Source organism: Streptomyces sp. NPDC056883, from assembly GCF_042788835.1.
GTDB classification, from domain to species: Bacteria; Actinomycetota; Actinomycetes; order Streptomycetales; family Streptomycetaceae; genus Streptomyces; species Streptomyces stoeckheimensis.
Genome location: NZ_JBHUBS010000001.1, coordinates 195,233 through 209,133, shown reverse-complemented (window position 1 = coordinate 209,133; position 13,901 = coordinate 195,233). Strand labels below are relative to the sequence as shown.

The window sequence follows — 13,901 nt, the reverse complement described above, 5'->3', positions numbered from 1 at the left end:
TTCAGTTCTCCTCGTCGTTCGTGAAGGGGTCGGACGCCTCGGGCCGCACCTGCCGCCAGGTGACCATCTCGGTCGTCCTGCCGTCGAGGCGCTGGAACAGCGCGCTGCGGACCCCGCTGTCGCGGATCGTCGCCTTGGCGGCGCGCGCGAACGCGCCCCGGTCGCCCGCCAGGTGGGCCAGCGAGGCGTACGCCTCGTCGATGGCGCGCTCGCGGAGCGCGGCCTCGGCCTCCAGGCGTTCGATCACCGAGCGCACCCAGTGGTCAAACTCGTCGGGCACCTGCTCCAGCAGTGCGTCGAGCGGCTTGCCGTCCGAGGCCTCGATGTCGGCGACGGTGCAGTTCAGGCCCTGGGCGACCTGCTTGACGGGCAGGCCGGCGAACCGCTGGATGCCGTGTCCGCGCCAGATGTCCCGCTCGGTCACGCCGGTGAGCAGCTTGTGGAGGCGTACGTACTCGGCGATCTTGGCCTTGGCCCGGATGCCGGAGGCGAAGCGCAGGACGAAGCCCTCCGCGTCGGTACCGGTCGCGGCGCCGCCGCCCGGCAGGGTGCTGGAGCCGGTCAGCGCGAGCAGCTCGTCCAGCGGCATGGCGGGCCATACGGTGACCACGGAGCCGATGCCCTGCCAGTGACCGGCGGCCTCGGTGAGCGGCACCTCGACGCCGTCCGCTCCGTACGCGGCGAGCAGGACCAGGTCGCGGCGGTCCCCGTAGTCCACGACGATGCGGTTCTGCGGGTACACGATCTCCGCGAGGTAGGTGGTGCCGGGGACCAGGGCGGAGGTGTCGCGTCCGTCGAGGCGGCGCTGCGCCCAGACGGCCTGGGTGCTGGTGAAGGAACCCCTGGAGGCGGCCCGCCACTTCCCTGCGTAGTGGAAGAGCACTCCGAGGCTGCCGTCGACCTTGTCGTACACCTCGAACGGCTCGTCCTCCGGCAGGGCGGGCGCGTACGGCCGGTCCGACTCGTGCTCGCCGACGTTGAAGAACTTGGGCAGCGGCAGCGCGACGACCTCGCCGGTGACGTCGTCGGCGACGAGTCCGCGGCAGCGCGTGGTGACCTGGTTCCAGACCTGCTCGTACTGGGCGGTCCGGGTGTAGCTGTAGAGGGACAGCGGCAGCTCGGGGTGTGCCTTGCGGGCCACGTATCCGGCGTCGATGGCCTCGGTCAGCGCCTGCGCGGGCATCAGGTCGTGCAGAGTCAGGCGGTCCTGGCTCATGGGGTTCCTCCCGGTTCGAGATGCCTCATTCTCAGGTCCGCAGGGCCCCGGCCGAAACCGAATTTCCGCTCGTTACCGCAGGTCCGCCGACCCGTGCGGGTGTTGGCCGCCCAGCCGGTTGATGTCCCGCGGCCGCAGGATCCGCTGGGTGCCGGCGTCACCGGGCCCTGCGGCGGCGACGGCGATCATGGCGCGGCCGAGTGCCCCGGTGGTGGTCACGAGGTGGGGCGCGAAGCGGCGCAGGACCGGGAAGAGCGGCGCGGTGACGGCGTAAGCCGCGCGGTAGAGCGGGGTCTTGGAGGGGATGCCGCGGTCCGGCTGCACGATCCCCGGCCGGAACATGTACGCCTCGAAGGGCAGCTTCAGCAGGTCGTTCTCGGTCTTCCCCTTGACCCGGGCCCACATGGAGCGGCCGCTCTCGGTGCTGTCGGTGCCCTCGCCGGAGACGTAGGCGAAGGTCAGCCGCGGGTTGGCGGCGGCGAGGGGGCGGGCGGCGGCGAGCGTCAGGTCGTAGGTGATCCGCCGGTACTCCTCCTCCTTCATGCGGAAGGAGGAAACGCCGAGGCAGAAGAAGCACGCGTCGTACGAGGCCAGGTCCGGCCCGGGCACCGACAGGTCGGTCGGATCGTCCCGGACCAGCTCGCCCAGCTTGGGGTGGGTGACGGCGAGCGGGCTGCGCCCGACGGCGAGCACGCTTTCGACGGACTCGTCGCGCAGGCACTCGCGCAGCACGCCGCGCCCGATCATGCCGGTCGCGCCGAAGAGGATGACGTTCACGGGGTCAGCCTAGGGCCGTGCCGTCTCCGTCAGTGCGAGACGCACAGCTCGTTGCCCTCGGGGTCCGTGAGGGTGGTCCAGGTGAAGGGGCCCTGGTTGCCTTCGTGCAGGTGCTTGGCTCCCTTGGCGAGGAGCCTCTCGACCAGGGCCTGCGGGTCGTCCCCGCCGGTGCGGACGTCGAGGTGGAGGCGGTTCTTGACGGTCTTGGGCTCCTCGATGAACTGGAAGAGGATGCGGGGCGCCCGTTCGAGGCCCTCGGGGTGGCGGATCCCCTGGCCCGCCTTCCAGACGAGGACGCCACGGTGGGTGGTGGTGTCCTCCTCGGTCGCCCGCCCGTCGGCGATCATCTTGCGGATGAACTCCTCGTCGCTGGGCTCGACTTCCCATTCGAGGGCCTCGGCCCACCAGTCGGCGAGGGCGTGCGGGGTGGCGGAATCGACGGTCAGCTGAAACGTGTAGGCCATGCCGGAACCCTACTGATCACCTCTGACAATCTGCCACCGGAAGGGGCCCGTAGTGGGACCCGACGGCGGGCTGACCCGTGTCAGGGTGAATCGGCGCTCACCTCCTCTCCCTCCGGCACGGCCTCCTTCGGCATCCACGACGGCTTCTTGAACCGTTCCAGGATCAGCGGCGCCGAACTGAAGATCACGGCGCCCGCGGCGACCAGGCCCACGTACAGTCCCGGACTGCCGATGGGCAGTTGGGACGGCGGGACGAAGGCCAGGACGAAGGCGAAGGCCACGGCGAGGAAGCCGAGGCCGCCCACCAGCCAGATGCCGGGCTTCCCCCCGGGGATGCGGAAGGCGCGCGGCAGGTCGGGCTGGGTGTAGCGGAGCCGGATGGCCGAGGCGTACAGCAGCATGTAGACGATGATGTACAGGCTGACGGCCATGGCCGAGATCAGGAAGAAGACGGTCGATACGTTGTCCACGACCAGGTAGAGCGAGGACAGCAGGGCCACCACGACGACCTGGACGAGCAGGATGTTCTTCTGGACTCCGGCCTTGTTGGTCTTCTGCATGAACGGCGGCAGCAGCCCGTCGCGGGCGGTGGCCAGCACGCCGCGGCTGGGGCCGGTGATCCAGGCGAGCACCCCGCCGAGGGCCCCGTAGCAGATCAGGACGGCGAGCACCTGCACCGGCCAGCCGACGTGCATGAGGCCGGTGGTGGCGTGCGTGAGGGCGTCGAAGACACCGGTGTTGATGTCGATGTCCTTGTACGGGAGGATGCCCGCCACCGCGAGCGCGCCGAGGGTGAAGATCACGAAGGACAGCCCGGCGGCGACCATGATGACGACCGGGTAGCCGCGCTTGGCGTCCTTCAGCTCGGTCGCGTGCACGGCCTGGGACTCGACGCCCGCGAAGTTCAGCAGGATCCCGGCCAGGAACGACAGGCTGGACAGGCCGGTCAGGTACGGCAGCCAGCGCGGGCTGGAGTGCCCGTGCGAGACGACGGCGACGGCGTGGTCCGTGGCGGTGGACCAGCCTGCGGCGTGGCCGGTGACCAGCCAGGCCAGACAGAGCGCGATGAGGACGACGCCGGGGACGACGGTGCCCAGGAGGAAGCCGTACTTGGTGACCTTGCTCGCGAAGTGCGTGCTCACCAGGGCGGCCCCGGTGCACAGGCAGAAGGCGACGACGATGAAGAGCCCGACGTAGACGTTGTTCGCGGCGAGGTCGGGGCGGCCGATGGCGAAGGCCGCGGCGGTCGCGGCGAAGGTGAGGCCGGTGGGGTACCAGACGATGTTCTGGACCCAGGTCAGGAAGATGGCGACGAATCCGGTGGGTTTGCCGAAGGCCTCGCCGACCCAGACGTAGAGCCCGCCGGCGCGGTGGCCGAAGGCGCCGCCGAGCTCGGCGGCGACCAGTCCGGCGGGAACGAGGAAGAGCAGGGTGGAGAAGCCGATGTACGCGAACATCGTCATCTCCTCCTTGGCCATCATCGGGAGTCCGCGCAGGCTGGTGACGATGGACGCCGCGGTCATGAGGCCGAGGGTGGAGACGGTCAGGTACTTCGTGTGCGGGCGGGCGCCGACCTGCGGTGGGGCGGCGGGCGAGGGGCGCGTGGTGAGCACGGTGTCCTCCTCAGAAGATCGACAGGCCGCCGGTGGCCGCGAAGGTCTCCAGCGCGATGGTGGCGGAGACGGAGTTGCCCTTGACGTCGAGGCCGGGGCCCCAGGCGACGACGGCGCACCGGTCGGGGACGACGGCGAGGATGCCGCCGCCGACTCCGCTCTTGCAGGGCAGGCCGACGCGGTAGGCGAACTCGCCCGCCTCGTCGTAGGTGCCGCAGGTGAGCATGAGCGCGTTGATCCGCCGGGCTTCGGCCCGGCGGATCAGCCGGGTCCCGTCGGCGCGCTCGCCGTGCCGGGCGAACAGCAGTCCGGCGCGGGCGAGTTCGGATGCGGTGATCATGAGGGAGCACTGCCGGAAGTAGTGGTCCAGCACCTCGGGAACGGGGCCGATCATGTTGTCGAAGTCGGCCATCAGGTAGGCGAGGGCGCGGTTCCGGTCTCCGGTACGGGCCTCCGACCCTTCGGTGACCCCGTCCAGGTGGAGGTACGGGTTCCCGGTCTCGGCGCGCAGCAGCCCGCGTACGGCCTCGAAGGCGTCGCCCGTGTACGAGAGCAGCTGATCGGTGACGACGATGGCGCCGGGGTTGATGAACGGGTTGCGGGGGACGCCGAGTTCCAGTTCGAGCTGGATCAAGGAGTTGAAGGGCTCCCCCGACGGTTCGCGGTGGACCCGGTTCCAGATCGTCCTGTCGTCGTGGCCGAGGACGAGCGCCAGGGAGAAGAGCTTGGAGATGCTCTCCAGCGCGAAGGGCACGTCCGCATCTCCGCCGGAGTGGAATTCCCCGTCCACCGTGGCGATGGCGAAGCCGAACTGGTGGGGATCGACCCTCCCCAGGTCCGGGATGTAGTCGGCCACCTTGCCCGCACCGATGTGCGGGGCCACCGCGCTCATGACCCGGCGGGTGATCTCCGCGTAGTCGGGGGTGCACTCGAAGGCGGTCATCACGCGACCTGCTCCGCCCGGATGCCGGCCGGGCTGAGCTCGGCGACCGCGCGACGGATGTCGGCGAGCAGCAGGGAGGCCTTGTCGCGGCTGATCTCGCGGCGGACCAGGATCCGGTGTATCACGAGGGGCTCGCCGGCGCAGGGCAGCGGGTACGCGGCCACCTGCCAGCCTCGCCGGCGCAGCCGGTCGGAGAGCTCGTACAGGGTGAAGGGACTCCCCTCGGGGTCGGCGAGGGTGTAGGAGACTCCGGGCAGGGCTCCCTTCCCGTCGTACAGGATCCTGAACTGGCCCATCGCCGCTATCTCTTCGCCCAGGTGGACGGCGGTGTCGGCGCTCGCCTGCTGGATCCGGCGGTATCCCTCGCGGCCGAGGTGGACCAGCAGGTAGTACTGGGCGATGATCTCGCCCCCGGGCCGGGAGAAGTTCAGGGCGAAGGTGGGCATGTCCCCGCCGAGGTAGTCGACCCGGAAGATCAGCTCGGGCGGGAGCAGTTCGGCGGTGCGCCAGACGACCCAGCCGACCCCGAGGGGGGCGAGGCCGTACTTGTGGCCGGAACTGCTGATCGAGCTGACGCGCGCGATCTCGAAGTCCCAGACCAGGTCGGGCTGGATGAAGGGGGCGACGAAGCCGCCGCTGGCGGCGTCCACGTGGAGGGGGACGTCGAGTCCGGTGTCGCGCTGGATGGCGTCGAGTTCGGCGGCGATCTCGGCGACGGGCTCGTAGTCGCAGGTGAAGGTGACGCCGAGGATCGCGACGACGCCGATCGTGTTGTCGTCCACGTGGGCGCGGAGCTGCTCGGGGCGCAGACCCGTGGCGCCGGGCAGCAACTCGACCCGGCGCAGCTCCACATCGAAGTAGCGGGCGAACTTCTCCCAGCAGACCTGGACGGGGCCGCAGACCAGGTTCGGCCTGTCGGCGGGCAGTCCGGCGGCCTTGCGGGCCTTGCGCCAGCGGGTCTTGAGGGCGAGACCGCCGAGCATGCAGGCCTCGCTGGAGCCGGTCGTGGAGCAGCCGAGCGCGGTTTCGGGCTCGGGAGCGTGCCACAGGTCGGCGAGCATCGACACGCACCGCTCCTCGATGGCGGCGGTCTGCGGGTACTCGGCCTTGTCGATCATGTTCTTGGCGAGGTTCTCGTCCATCAGCTTGCGGACCTGGGGCTCGGCCCAGGTGCTGCAGAAGGTGGCGAGGTTCTGCTCGGCATTGCCGTCGAGTTCGAGCTCGTCGCGGATGAGGGTGTACACGGCCTCCGGATCCGACGGCTCGTCGGGAATCCGGTGTTCGGGCAGGGAGCGCCGGGCGAATTCACCCGCGTAGACGTCCCTGAATCGCAGGGCGCCCTCAGGGGCACCGGCGGCTGAGTCCGACATGGAATCTCCTTACCTGGAATCCCGATTCGACGACCGGGTCGCTCCTTCTTGGACCTCTGCGGGTCGCTCCTTCTATCGTCTGCCGGGGATGGCTAGCATTTCTGCGGGACAAAGCCCCGTCCACTCCGCTCCCTTTCGGGGTGTGCGGGTCGCTTCCCTTCCGACGAAGGTCCCGTTTGCCCACCTGCCACGGACCGGCCCGCGCCACGACCGGAGGCACCCCTTGACCTCACCCCCACCGCGGCGACGCGGGATCCTGCCGCCGCTGGCCGACCTGCTGTTCCCGCCGGAGGCGGACGGCGCCGGGTCTCCCCACGGGGTGCTCCCCCCGCTGCTGATCGCCCTCACCTTCGTCAGCGGTGTGGTCGACGCGGTGTGCTACCTGGGGCTCGGTCACGTCTTCGTGGCCAATATGACGGGCAACGTGGTCTTCCTCGGCTTCGCCCTCGCCGGCGACCGGTCCCTGTCCGCCCCGGACTCCCTGCTCGCCGTCGGCGCCTTCCTGGCCGGGGCGGCGGCCGCCGGACGGCTACGGCGGACCACCGGGGCGGCCAGGATGTTCGCGCCGCTGGTGGCGGTGCAGACGGTCCTGGTGGGCGGGGCGCTCGCCCTGACCGCGCTCGGCGCCGGGCCGCCGGGCGTCATCGCCCTGCTCGCCCTCGGCATGGGCCTGCAGAACGCCGTCGTGCACCGGCTCGCCGTCCCCGATCTCACCACCACCGTCGTCACCAGGGCCCTGACCGGGCTGGCGGCCGATCCGTGGGGGCCGGGTCCGCTCCGCCGCCTCGTGACGATCGTGACCCTGCTCCTCGGAGCCCTCACCGGCGGGGTGCTGACGCTCCGTCACGGTGCGGTGTGGGCGCTGGCCTTGGCCGTGGGTCTCCTGGGCTGCGTAGCCCTCTCCCCCCGATGGGACGGCACCGGACGGCGGCCGTAGGGGCCGGACGCGCCCTCGGGGCCCGGGGCGCGGGGCCCGGGGCCCGCCGGGTGCGTCGAGTACGCCTCACGTCGACGGACGGTCCCGCCCGCGCTCCACGAGGAACGCCGCGCAGGTCAGCACGCACGCCCCGACCGCCACCCAGAGCAGCACCGTACCGAGGGGCCGCAGCCACTCCACCCCGGTCGGGGCGGCTGCCGAGAGGCAGGCGGTCGCCGTCATGCCGAGCGGGAAGACGCTCGACCAGCGCCGGGTGTCGTAGCGGGGCCTCGGCCGGACCGCCTCGGCGGTGAGGAGCACGGCGTACCAGGCCAGGGAGAGGCCGAGAGCCGCCAGGGTGACGGTACGCAGCCCCGCGTGCGCCCATCCCGTCCACAGCGGTGACGCCGTGAGCCCGGATCCGGCGAGGGCGGTGATGGAGAGCGCCCCGCCGGCCACCCAGTGGTCGCCCGCACCCGAGACGACCTGGCGGAAGTCGAAGCGCACGAGCGCCTCGGCGTAGAGCAGCAGGCCCAGGCAGAAGGCGGCCAGCGCCGCCCGGCCGAGCCAGTCGCGGCCGGTGGGGGCGGTCAGGGTGCCCGCCAGGACGGCGAGCCCCTGGGTGGCCACGCAGACGAGGAACGCCGCGCCGGGCATCCGGTAGCCCCAGTGCCGCAGGACGGCGACCAGCAGTCCCGGCCAGAGCACGGCGGCCAGCACCAGCAGCCCCACGGCCACGGAGGTCCACCCGAGAAGGGTGAGCCGGGAGCCGAGTACGGCGGTGGCGGCCACGGCGGTGAGGGCCGCCGGGGTGTCGGCCTCGGCGCGGAACCGTCGGCGGTCACCCAGGAGCCGGGCGGTGAAGTCGCAGGCGAGTACCAGCCACAGCGCGGTGGAGACGACCAGCGCGGCGATCGACAGCGCGTCCCGGCCGATCAGGTGCAGGCCGACGGAGATGATCCCGGCCGCCATGACGGCGGCGCCGGCGGCCGGCGACAGCTCCGCCCACCACCGGGCACCCACAAGGACTCGCACCCCGCCAAGGGACACCACCGCAGGGGGCGGGCCGCTGCGGCGCGCCATCACGGCGGCGGCGATGACCCTTCCGGGCGCGGTGAAGGGCTTCTCCCCCACCATTCGCTCTTCGATATTCCGATCCTATTTCCATCCCCGGGAAAGGGAATGACGAGCACATTTATGACAACCCGGCCGCATTCTCCCGGCCATCCCGACACGCCCATGTCCAGGCGGAATTGATCCGATTCACCGGTACTGTCGTCGTCAACGCACCGCTGATTCACGGGCCCTTCAGGGCCCTCTCTTTTTGCACAGGGAGAATGAAATGCAGGCCGCCTTGGCAACGGAGCCCGCACGCCAGGCCCCTCCCGCCCAGCCCGCGAGCTTCATCCAGGAAGTCCTGCGCGGTGTCGCTCAGGTCGATTTCATGCCGAGCGCGATCACGGGCATCTTCTTCCTGGCCGCCCTGGCCGCCGCGGGCTGGCAGTACGCCCTCTACGGCCTCCTCGGCGCGGTCGTCGGCACCGGCACCGCCTACGCGTTCGGGATCGACCGCGAGATCGTCTCGGCCGGCCTGCGCGGTTTCAACGGCACCCTCGTCTCGCTCGGGTTCGCCGTCTTCCTCGGGTGGGAGCACCTGTCCACGCTGCTGCTCGCGATCGGCGGCAGCATCACCGTGGTGGTCGTCACCTCGGCGCTGGCCACCGTCCTCGGCACGTGGAACATCCCCACGTTCACCGCACCGTTCTGCATCATCGCGAGCGTCATGACCATCGCGGCGCCGAGCTTCTCCCGGGTGTGGCACACCGGCCCCAATCTGGCGGCGCTGCCCGCGGCCGCTTCCGGAACCACCGCCCTCGACTGGGGCCAGCTCTGGCGCGCCTTCTTCGCGAACGTCGGCCAGATCTTCTTCATGCCGCAGTGGTACGTCGGCCTGATCTTCCTCGCCGGGATCTTCGTGGCCAGCCGGGTCGCCGGGGCCATGGCCTGCGTCGGCAGCCTCACCGGCATCTTCGTCGCCTGGGCGATGGGTTCGCCCTCCGACGCGGTCACGCAGGGACTCATGGGCTACAGCAGCGTGCTCGTCGCGATGGCCCTGTGCGGGGTCTTCCTCGTCCCGTCCAACTGGAGCTTCGCGTTCGCCCTCCTGGGCGCCGCGGCCGCGACCGGGCTCACGGCCGCGATGACCTCCTTCTTCGCCCCGTTCGGCGGCCACACCTTCACCTGGCCGTTCGTCCTGACCACGGTCGTCTTCGTCGCCGCCGTCCCCCAGATCCCCCGGCTGCAACGGACCTGACACCACCTCAGCCCGAACCGCCGCACCCAGAACACGGCGCCGGCAGCACTGAACCACCTTGAGAGCCGAAAGTGAGTGACCGATGAATCTCGCTCCCCGTGAGATGGACAAGCTCTGGATCTACGTCGTGGCCGACCTGGCGCGCAAGCGGCGGGACCGGGGCGTCAAGCTCAACTACAGCGAGGCCTGCGCCCTGATCAGCGAAGGCATCCTCGAAGGCGCCCGTGACGGCAGGACCGTCGCCGAGTGCATGGAGCTCGGCAAGCAGATGGTCTCCGCCGCCGATGTCATGAAGGGCGTACGGGAGATGCTTCCGCTGCTGCAGGTCGAGGCCGCCTTCGTGGACGGCACCAAGCTCGTCTCCTGCCACGACCCCGTCGGCGCCTGAGCGGTGGCGGCCATCGCACCCGAACGGCCCGGCCGGGCAACGGAATCGGCGGCCCGCGTCATCCTGGCCGGCGGTCACGAGGGCGGCTCCGCGGCGGGCGCCGTGCACCCCGGCCGGCCGCTGGCCGAAGCCGTGCGCGCGGGGCTCGCCGCCTCGTCCGAACCGGTGTGCGTGGTCCCGATGACGCTGGGGCGCGACCCCGGGCTGATCGCCGACTGTGCCCGCGCGCTGCGCTGGCTGAGCCGGGAGGCGGAGCCCGGGCGGCTCGCGCTGGCGCCCCCCTTCGCCACCGTGGACCACCTGACCGCGTGGCTCCGTACCGCCGCCCTCAAGGCGGTCCGCGCGGCTCCCGACTCCTCCGCCGTTCTGGTCACCGCACCCGCCGCGGGTCCCTTCCAGGACGCCGATCTGTTCCGGGTGGCCCGGCTGGTGCGCCAGTACGGGCACCACCGCTGGGTCGAGGTCGCCTTCGACGGCGGTGACCCGGACCTGGCGGAGGGCGCGGAGCGGTGCCGTCGGCTCGGCGCCGGCCACGTCTCCCTGATCCGGGCCGCGTTCGCCCCGCCCGCCGAGCTCCCCGCGGGGGTCCTGGACACCGGTCCGCTGCTGTCCGACGCCGCGATCGCCCAGGTCGTACGGGCCCGCTCGCAGGAGGCGCTGCACCGGCTGGCCCACGGGCAGGACGGCGTGGCCGAGGGGCTGGACGCCGAACACGGGCACGGGTACGCGCACTCCCACGGCCCCGGCGGCGGCCACCACCACCACGACCACGCGGACCCGGACGCACACCACACGCACGCGCACGCTCACGGCGAGGGCCACCGGCACGCGCACGGCCAGGGTCACGGCCACCCGCACGGCCATTCCCCCCACTGATCCGAAGGAAGGGAAGTACCACCATGTCAGGTGGCGCCACATACCTTTACGGCGAAGGCACCGTAGAGATCAACGCCGGCCGCCGCAAGGCCAAGGTCACCGTCTCCAACACCGGCGACCGTGCCGTCCAGGTCGGCTCGCACTACCACTTCTTCGAGGTCAACCGAGCCCTCGACTTCGACCGCAACGCCGCCTACGGCATGCACCTCGACCTGCCCGCCGGCACCGGCGTCCGCTTCGAGCCGGGCGACACCCGCGAGGTCGAACTCACCGCGTACAGCGGCCACGGCCGGCTGATCGGCTTCAGCTCCCTCGTCAACGGCGGCCTCGGCTCCACCGACACCCGCGTCCGCGCGATGAACCGGGCGGTCGAGCTCGGATTCCTGGGAGCCCGGACGGAGACGGCCCGGCAGGCCGCGGCGGCGCAGGCCGCCGCGCCGGCCGTGGAGACGCCCTCGAAGCCGGGGACCAAGCCGGCTTCGAAGCCGGCCGCCAAGCCCGCCGCCAAGGCGCCCGCCAAGACCGCGGCCGCCAAGAAGGCCAAGACCTCCAAGAAGGGCGACAAGTAGCGATGGCTGTCCTGAGCCGCAAGCAGTACACCGACCTGTTCGGGCCGACCGTCGGCGACCGCTTCCACCTGGCGGACACCAACCTGGTCGTCGAGGTCGAGAAGGACCACAACGAGGGCCACTACGGCGACGAGGCCGTCTACGGCGGCGGCAAGGGCATCCGCGACGGCATGGCGCAGGACCCGCAGGCGACGAACCTGCAAGGCGCCCTGGACCTGGTCATCACCAACGTGGTGGTCATGGACGCGATCCTGGGTGTGGTCAAGGGCGACCTCGGCGTCAAGGACGGGTTCATCGCGGGTCTCGGCAAGGCCGGCAACCCGCACACCCAGTCCGGGGTGCACCCCAAGCTGGTCATCGGGCCCGGCACCGAGGTGATCTCGGGCGAGCACATGATCGCCACGGCCGGCGGCATCGACACCCACATCCACTTCATCGCCCCGCAGCAGGCCGAGCACGGCCTGTCCAACGGCATCACCACCCTCATCGGCGGCGGCACCGGCCCCTCCGACGGCACCAACGGCACCACGTGCACCCCGGGTCCGTGGAACATCGGGCGGATGTATCAGGCGGTCGAGGACCTGCCGGTCAACGTCGGCCTGCTGGGCAAGGGCAACGGCTCGCTGCCGGAAGCGCTGATCGAGCAGGTCGAGGCGGGCGTCTGCGGCCTCAAGGTGCACGAGGACTGGGGCACCACCCCGGCCGCGCTGAGCAAGGCCCTGGACGTGGCCGACGCCTACGACGTGCAGGTGGCGGTGCACACGGACACCCTGAACGAGTCCGGCTTCTTCGAGGACACCCGCTCGGCCATCGACGGGCGCACCATCCACACCTTCCACACCGAGGGCGCAGGCGGTGGCCACGCCCCCGACATCATGCGGGTGGCGGGCGAGCCCAACGTCCTGCCGTCCTCCACCAACCCGACGCTGCCGTACACGGTGAACTCGGTCGACGAGCTGCTCGACATGGTGATGGTCTGCCACCACCTGTCGCACGACATCCCCGAGGACGTGTCCTTCGCGGACTCGCGCGTGCGCGCCGAGACGATCGCCGCCGAGACCGTGCTGCACGACGAGGGGGTCATCTCGATCTTCTCCTCCGACTCCCAGGCCATGGGCCGCATCGGCGAGTCCTGGACCCGGGCCTTCCAGACCGCGCACCACTGCAAGGACCAGCGCGGCAAGCTCGACGGCGACACCGAGCGCAACGACAACTTCCGCGCCCTGCGCTACCTCGCCAAGATCACGATCAACCCGGCGATCGCCTCGGGCACCGCCGAGTACATCGGCTCCCTGGAGCCGGGCAAGCTCGCCGACATCGTGTTGTGGCCGATCGGCTCCTTCGCCGCCAAGCCGAAGATGGTCATCAAGGGCGGCCTGATCAACTGGGCGCTGATGGGCGACCCGAACGCCTCCCTCCCGACCCCGCAACCGGTGTACTACCGGCCGATGTTCGGGGCCTACGGCAAGGCCAGGCAGGCCACCCGCGTCTCCTTCATGTCGCAGGCCGCGATCGAGCTCGGCGTACCGGAGAAGCTGGGCCTGGACAGCAGGGTCCTGCCGGTCCGGCACTGCCGCTCCGTCGGCAAGCAGCACATGGTCCGCAACGACGCCCTCCCGGTCATCACGGTCGACCCGGAGACCTACAAGGTCACCCTCGACGGGGTGCCGGCCACCATCGAGCCGGCCCGCGAGCTGCCCCTGAACCACTTGTTCTACCTGGCATGAGCACTGCCGCCAACGCCGCCGCGCTCAGCCCCGCGGCCGTGACGCCGGTACAGGCCCTGCTGGTCAGCCTCCAGCTCACCGACTCGGCCTTCCCCAGCGGCTTCTACACCCTCTCCCACGGCCTGGAGGGCTACGCCCAGGCCAAGGCCGTGACCCCCGAGGGCGTACCCGGACTGCTGGCCGACCTGCTGCGGCACGCGGTGGGGCCTTCCGACGCCACCGCGCTGGCGCTGGCCCACCGGGCGGCGCTGGCCGGTGACTGGGAGGCCCTGGCCGAGACCGACCGGCGGCTGAACGCGGCCAAGCTGAACGAGGGGCTGCGCCGCGCCGCCACCCGTACCGGCCGCCAGCTGCTGGACCTCGCCCGCGAGTGCGTCGGCGGCGAGCCGCTGGAGCGGTACGCGGAGCTCGTGGCGGCCAAGCGGGCCCCCGGCTCGCAGGCCGTGGCCGCCGGGGTCGCGTACGCGGCCGCCGGCGTCCCGGCCGAACAGGCCGTCGTGAGCGATCTGTTCGCCTATTCAGCCAGCTTCACCGGGGCCGCGCTGCGACTGCGGCTCACGGACCACCGCAAGGCGCAGGTGGTGCTGCGCGGGATCGCACCCGTCATCGAGGAGGTGGCGGAGGCGGCCCTGCATCGCGAACTCGCGGACCTCGGCGGGTGCGTTCCGATGGCCGATGTGATGTCGGGCCGTCACGAACGGGCCGAGGCTCGGCTGTTCGCCACCTGA

General features: G+C 71.3%; 14 protein-coding genes. 7 read left to right on the top strand and 7 right to left on the bottom strand.

The genetic code is table 11. The features are described 5' to 3' along the window. Position 1: 1 nt before the first annotated feature. The 6 genes from ACFRU2_RS00955 to ACFRU2_RS00930 form a co-directional block, all read right to left on the bottom strand. The gene (locus tag ACFRU2_RS00955) at positions 2 to 1,216 is read right to left on the bottom strand and encodes an RNA ligase (protein ID WP_382966445.1); all 1,215 of its coding nucleotides are present in this window, start codon (positions 1,214 to 1,216) and stop codon (positions 2 to 4) included. A gap of 72 nt (positions 1,217 to 1,288) precedes the next feature. Further along, positions 1,289 to 1,993: an epimerase gene (locus ACFRU2_RS00950; RefSeq protein ID WP_382966444.1), complete on the bottom strand. Its 705-nt coding sequence runs from the start codon at positions 1,991 to 1,993 to the stop codon at positions 1,289 to 1,291. Between the two features lie 29 nt (positions 1,994 to 2,022). After that, positions 2,023 to 2,457 (bottom strand): VOC family protein, encoded by a 435-nt coding sequence (locus ACFRU2_RS00945; RefSeq protein ID WP_382966443.1) that lies wholly within the window; start codon positions 2,455 to 2,457, stop codon positions 2,023 to 2,025. A gap of 80 nt (positions 2,458 to 2,537) precedes the next feature. Beyond that, positions 2,538 to 4,070: an amino acid permease gene (locus ACFRU2_RS00940; protein ID WP_382966442.1), complete on the bottom strand. Its 1,533-nt coding sequence runs from the start codon at positions 4,068 to 4,070 to the stop codon at positions 2,538 to 2,540. 10 nt (positions 4,071 to 4,080) lie between these two features. Then, complete coding sequence (locus ACFRU2_RS00935) at positions 4,081 to 5,013, bottom strand: glutaminase (protein WP_382966441.1); 933 nt, start codon at positions 5,011 to 5,013, stop codon at positions 4,081 to 4,083. After that, entirely contained in the window at positions 5,013 to 6,383 is a 1,371-nt protein-coding gene (locus tag ACFRU2_RS00930; RefSeq protein WP_382966440.1) for a glutamate decarboxylase, read from the bottom strand. The genes ACFRU2_RS00935 and ACFRU2_RS00930 overlap by 1 nt, the downstream gene beginning before the upstream one ends. Before the next feature lie 223 nt (positions 6,384 to 6,606). Between ACFRU2_RS00930 and ACFRU2_RS00925 the strand changes: the two genes are divergently transcribed. Then, positions 6,607 to 7,320: a YoaK family protein gene (locus tag ACFRU2_RS00925; protein ID WP_382966439.1), complete on the top strand. Its 714-nt coding sequence runs from the start codon at positions 6,607 to 6,609 to the stop codon at positions 7,318 to 7,320. Positions 7,321 to 7,386: 66 nt separating this feature from the next. Here the strand turns inward: ACFRU2_RS00925 and ACFRU2_RS00920 are convergent, their stop codons facing one another. Further along, positions 7,387 to 8,436, bottom strand: a complete 1,050-nt coding sequence (locus tag ACFRU2_RS00920) for a tellurite resistance/C4-dicarboxylate transporter family protein (protein WP_382966438.1) — start codon at positions 8,434 to 8,436, stop codon at positions 7,387 to 7,389. 205 nt (positions 8,437 to 8,641) lie between these two features. Between ACFRU2_RS00920 and ACFRU2_RS00915 the strand changes: the two genes are divergently transcribed. The 6 genes from ACFRU2_RS00915 (at position 8,642) to ACFRU2_RS00890 (ending at position 13,901) form a co-directional block, all read left to right on the top strand. Next, positions 8,642 to 9,613, top strand: a complete 972-nt coding sequence (locus ACFRU2_RS00915; protein ID WP_382966437.1) for an urea transporter — start codon at positions 8,642 to 8,644, stop codon at positions 9,611 to 9,613. 82 nt (positions 9,614 to 9,695) lie between these two features. Next, positions 9,696 to 10,001, top strand: coding sequence for an urease subunit gamma (locus ACFRU2_RS00910; protein ID WP_250738231.1), 306 nt, complete (start codon positions 9,696 to 9,698; stop codon positions 9,999 to 10,001). Positions 10,002 to 10,004: 3 nt separating this feature from the next. Continuing rightward, positions 10,005 to 10,877 carry a sirohydrochlorin chelatase gene (locus ACFRU2_RS00905; RefSeq protein WP_382966436.1) on the top strand — a complete coding sequence of 291 codons (873 nt, stop codon included), beginning with the start codon at positions 10,005 to 10,007 and terminating at the stop codon, positions 10,875 to 10,877. Between the two features lie 23 nt (positions 10,878 to 10,900). Beyond that, complete coding sequence (locus ACFRU2_RS00900; RefSeq protein ID WP_382966435.1) at positions 10,901 to 11,446, top strand: urease subunit beta; 546 nt, start codon at positions 10,901 to 10,903, stop codon at positions 11,444 to 11,446. A gap of 2 nt (positions 11,447 to 11,448) precedes the next feature. Further along, positions 11,449 to 13,173, top strand: a complete 1,725-nt coding sequence (ureC, locus tag ACFRU2_RS00895) for an urease subunit alpha (protein WP_382966434.1) — start codon at positions 11,449 to 11,451, stop codon at positions 13,171 to 13,173. Next, positions 13,170 to 13,901: an urease accessory protein UreF gene (locus tag ACFRU2_RS00890; RefSeq protein WP_382966433.1), complete on the top strand. Its 732-nt coding sequence runs from the start codon at positions 13,170 to 13,172 to the stop codon at positions 13,899 to 13,901. Before ureC ends, ACFRU2_RS00890 begins: the two co-directional genes overlap by 4 nt.

Excerpts from the sequence above, each read along its gene's own strand:
- ACFRU2_RS00955 (WP_382966445.1), bottom strand. The coding sequence starts at position 1,216 with ATGAGCCAGGACCGCCTGACTCTGCACGACCTGATGCCCGCGCAGGCG.
- ACFRU2_RS00920 (WP_382966438.1), bottom strand. The coding sequence starts at position 8,436 with ATGGTGGGGGAGAAGCCCTTCACCGCGCCCGGAAGGGTCATCGCCGCC.
- ACFRU2_RS00930 (WP_382966440.1), bottom strand. The coding sequence starts at position 6,383 with ATGTCGGACTCAGCCGCCGGTGCCCCTGAGGGCGCCCTGCGATTCAGG.
- ACFRU2_RS00890 (WP_382966433.1), top strand. The coding sequence starts at position 13,170 with ATGAGCACTGCCGCCAACGCCGCCGCGCTCAGCCCCGCGGCCGTGACG.
- ACFRU2_RS00915 (WP_382966437.1), top strand. The coding sequence starts at position 8,642 with ATGCAGGCCGCCTTGGCAACGGAGCCCGCACGCCAGGCCCCTCCCGCC.
- ACFRU2_RS00945 (WP_382966443.1), bottom strand. The coding sequence starts at position 2,457 with ATGGCCTACACGTTTCAGCTGACCGTCGATTCCGCCACCCCGCACGCC.
- ACFRU2_RS00900 (WP_382966435.1), top strand. The coding sequence starts at position 10,901 with ATGTCAGGTGGCGCCACATACCTTTACGGCGAAGGCACCGTAGAGATC.
- ureC (WP_382966434.1), top strand. The coding sequence starts at position 11,449 with ATGGCTGTCCTGAGCCGCAAGCAGTACACCGACCTGTTCGGGCCGACC.
- ACFRU2_RS00910 (WP_250738231.1), top strand. The coding sequence starts at position 9,696 with ATGAATCTCGCTCCCCGTGAGATGGACAAGCTCTGGATCTACGTCGTG.
- ACFRU2_RS00935 (WP_382966441.1), bottom strand. The coding sequence starts at position 5,013 with ATGACCGCCTTCGAGTGCACCCCCGACTACGCGGAGATCACCCGCCGG.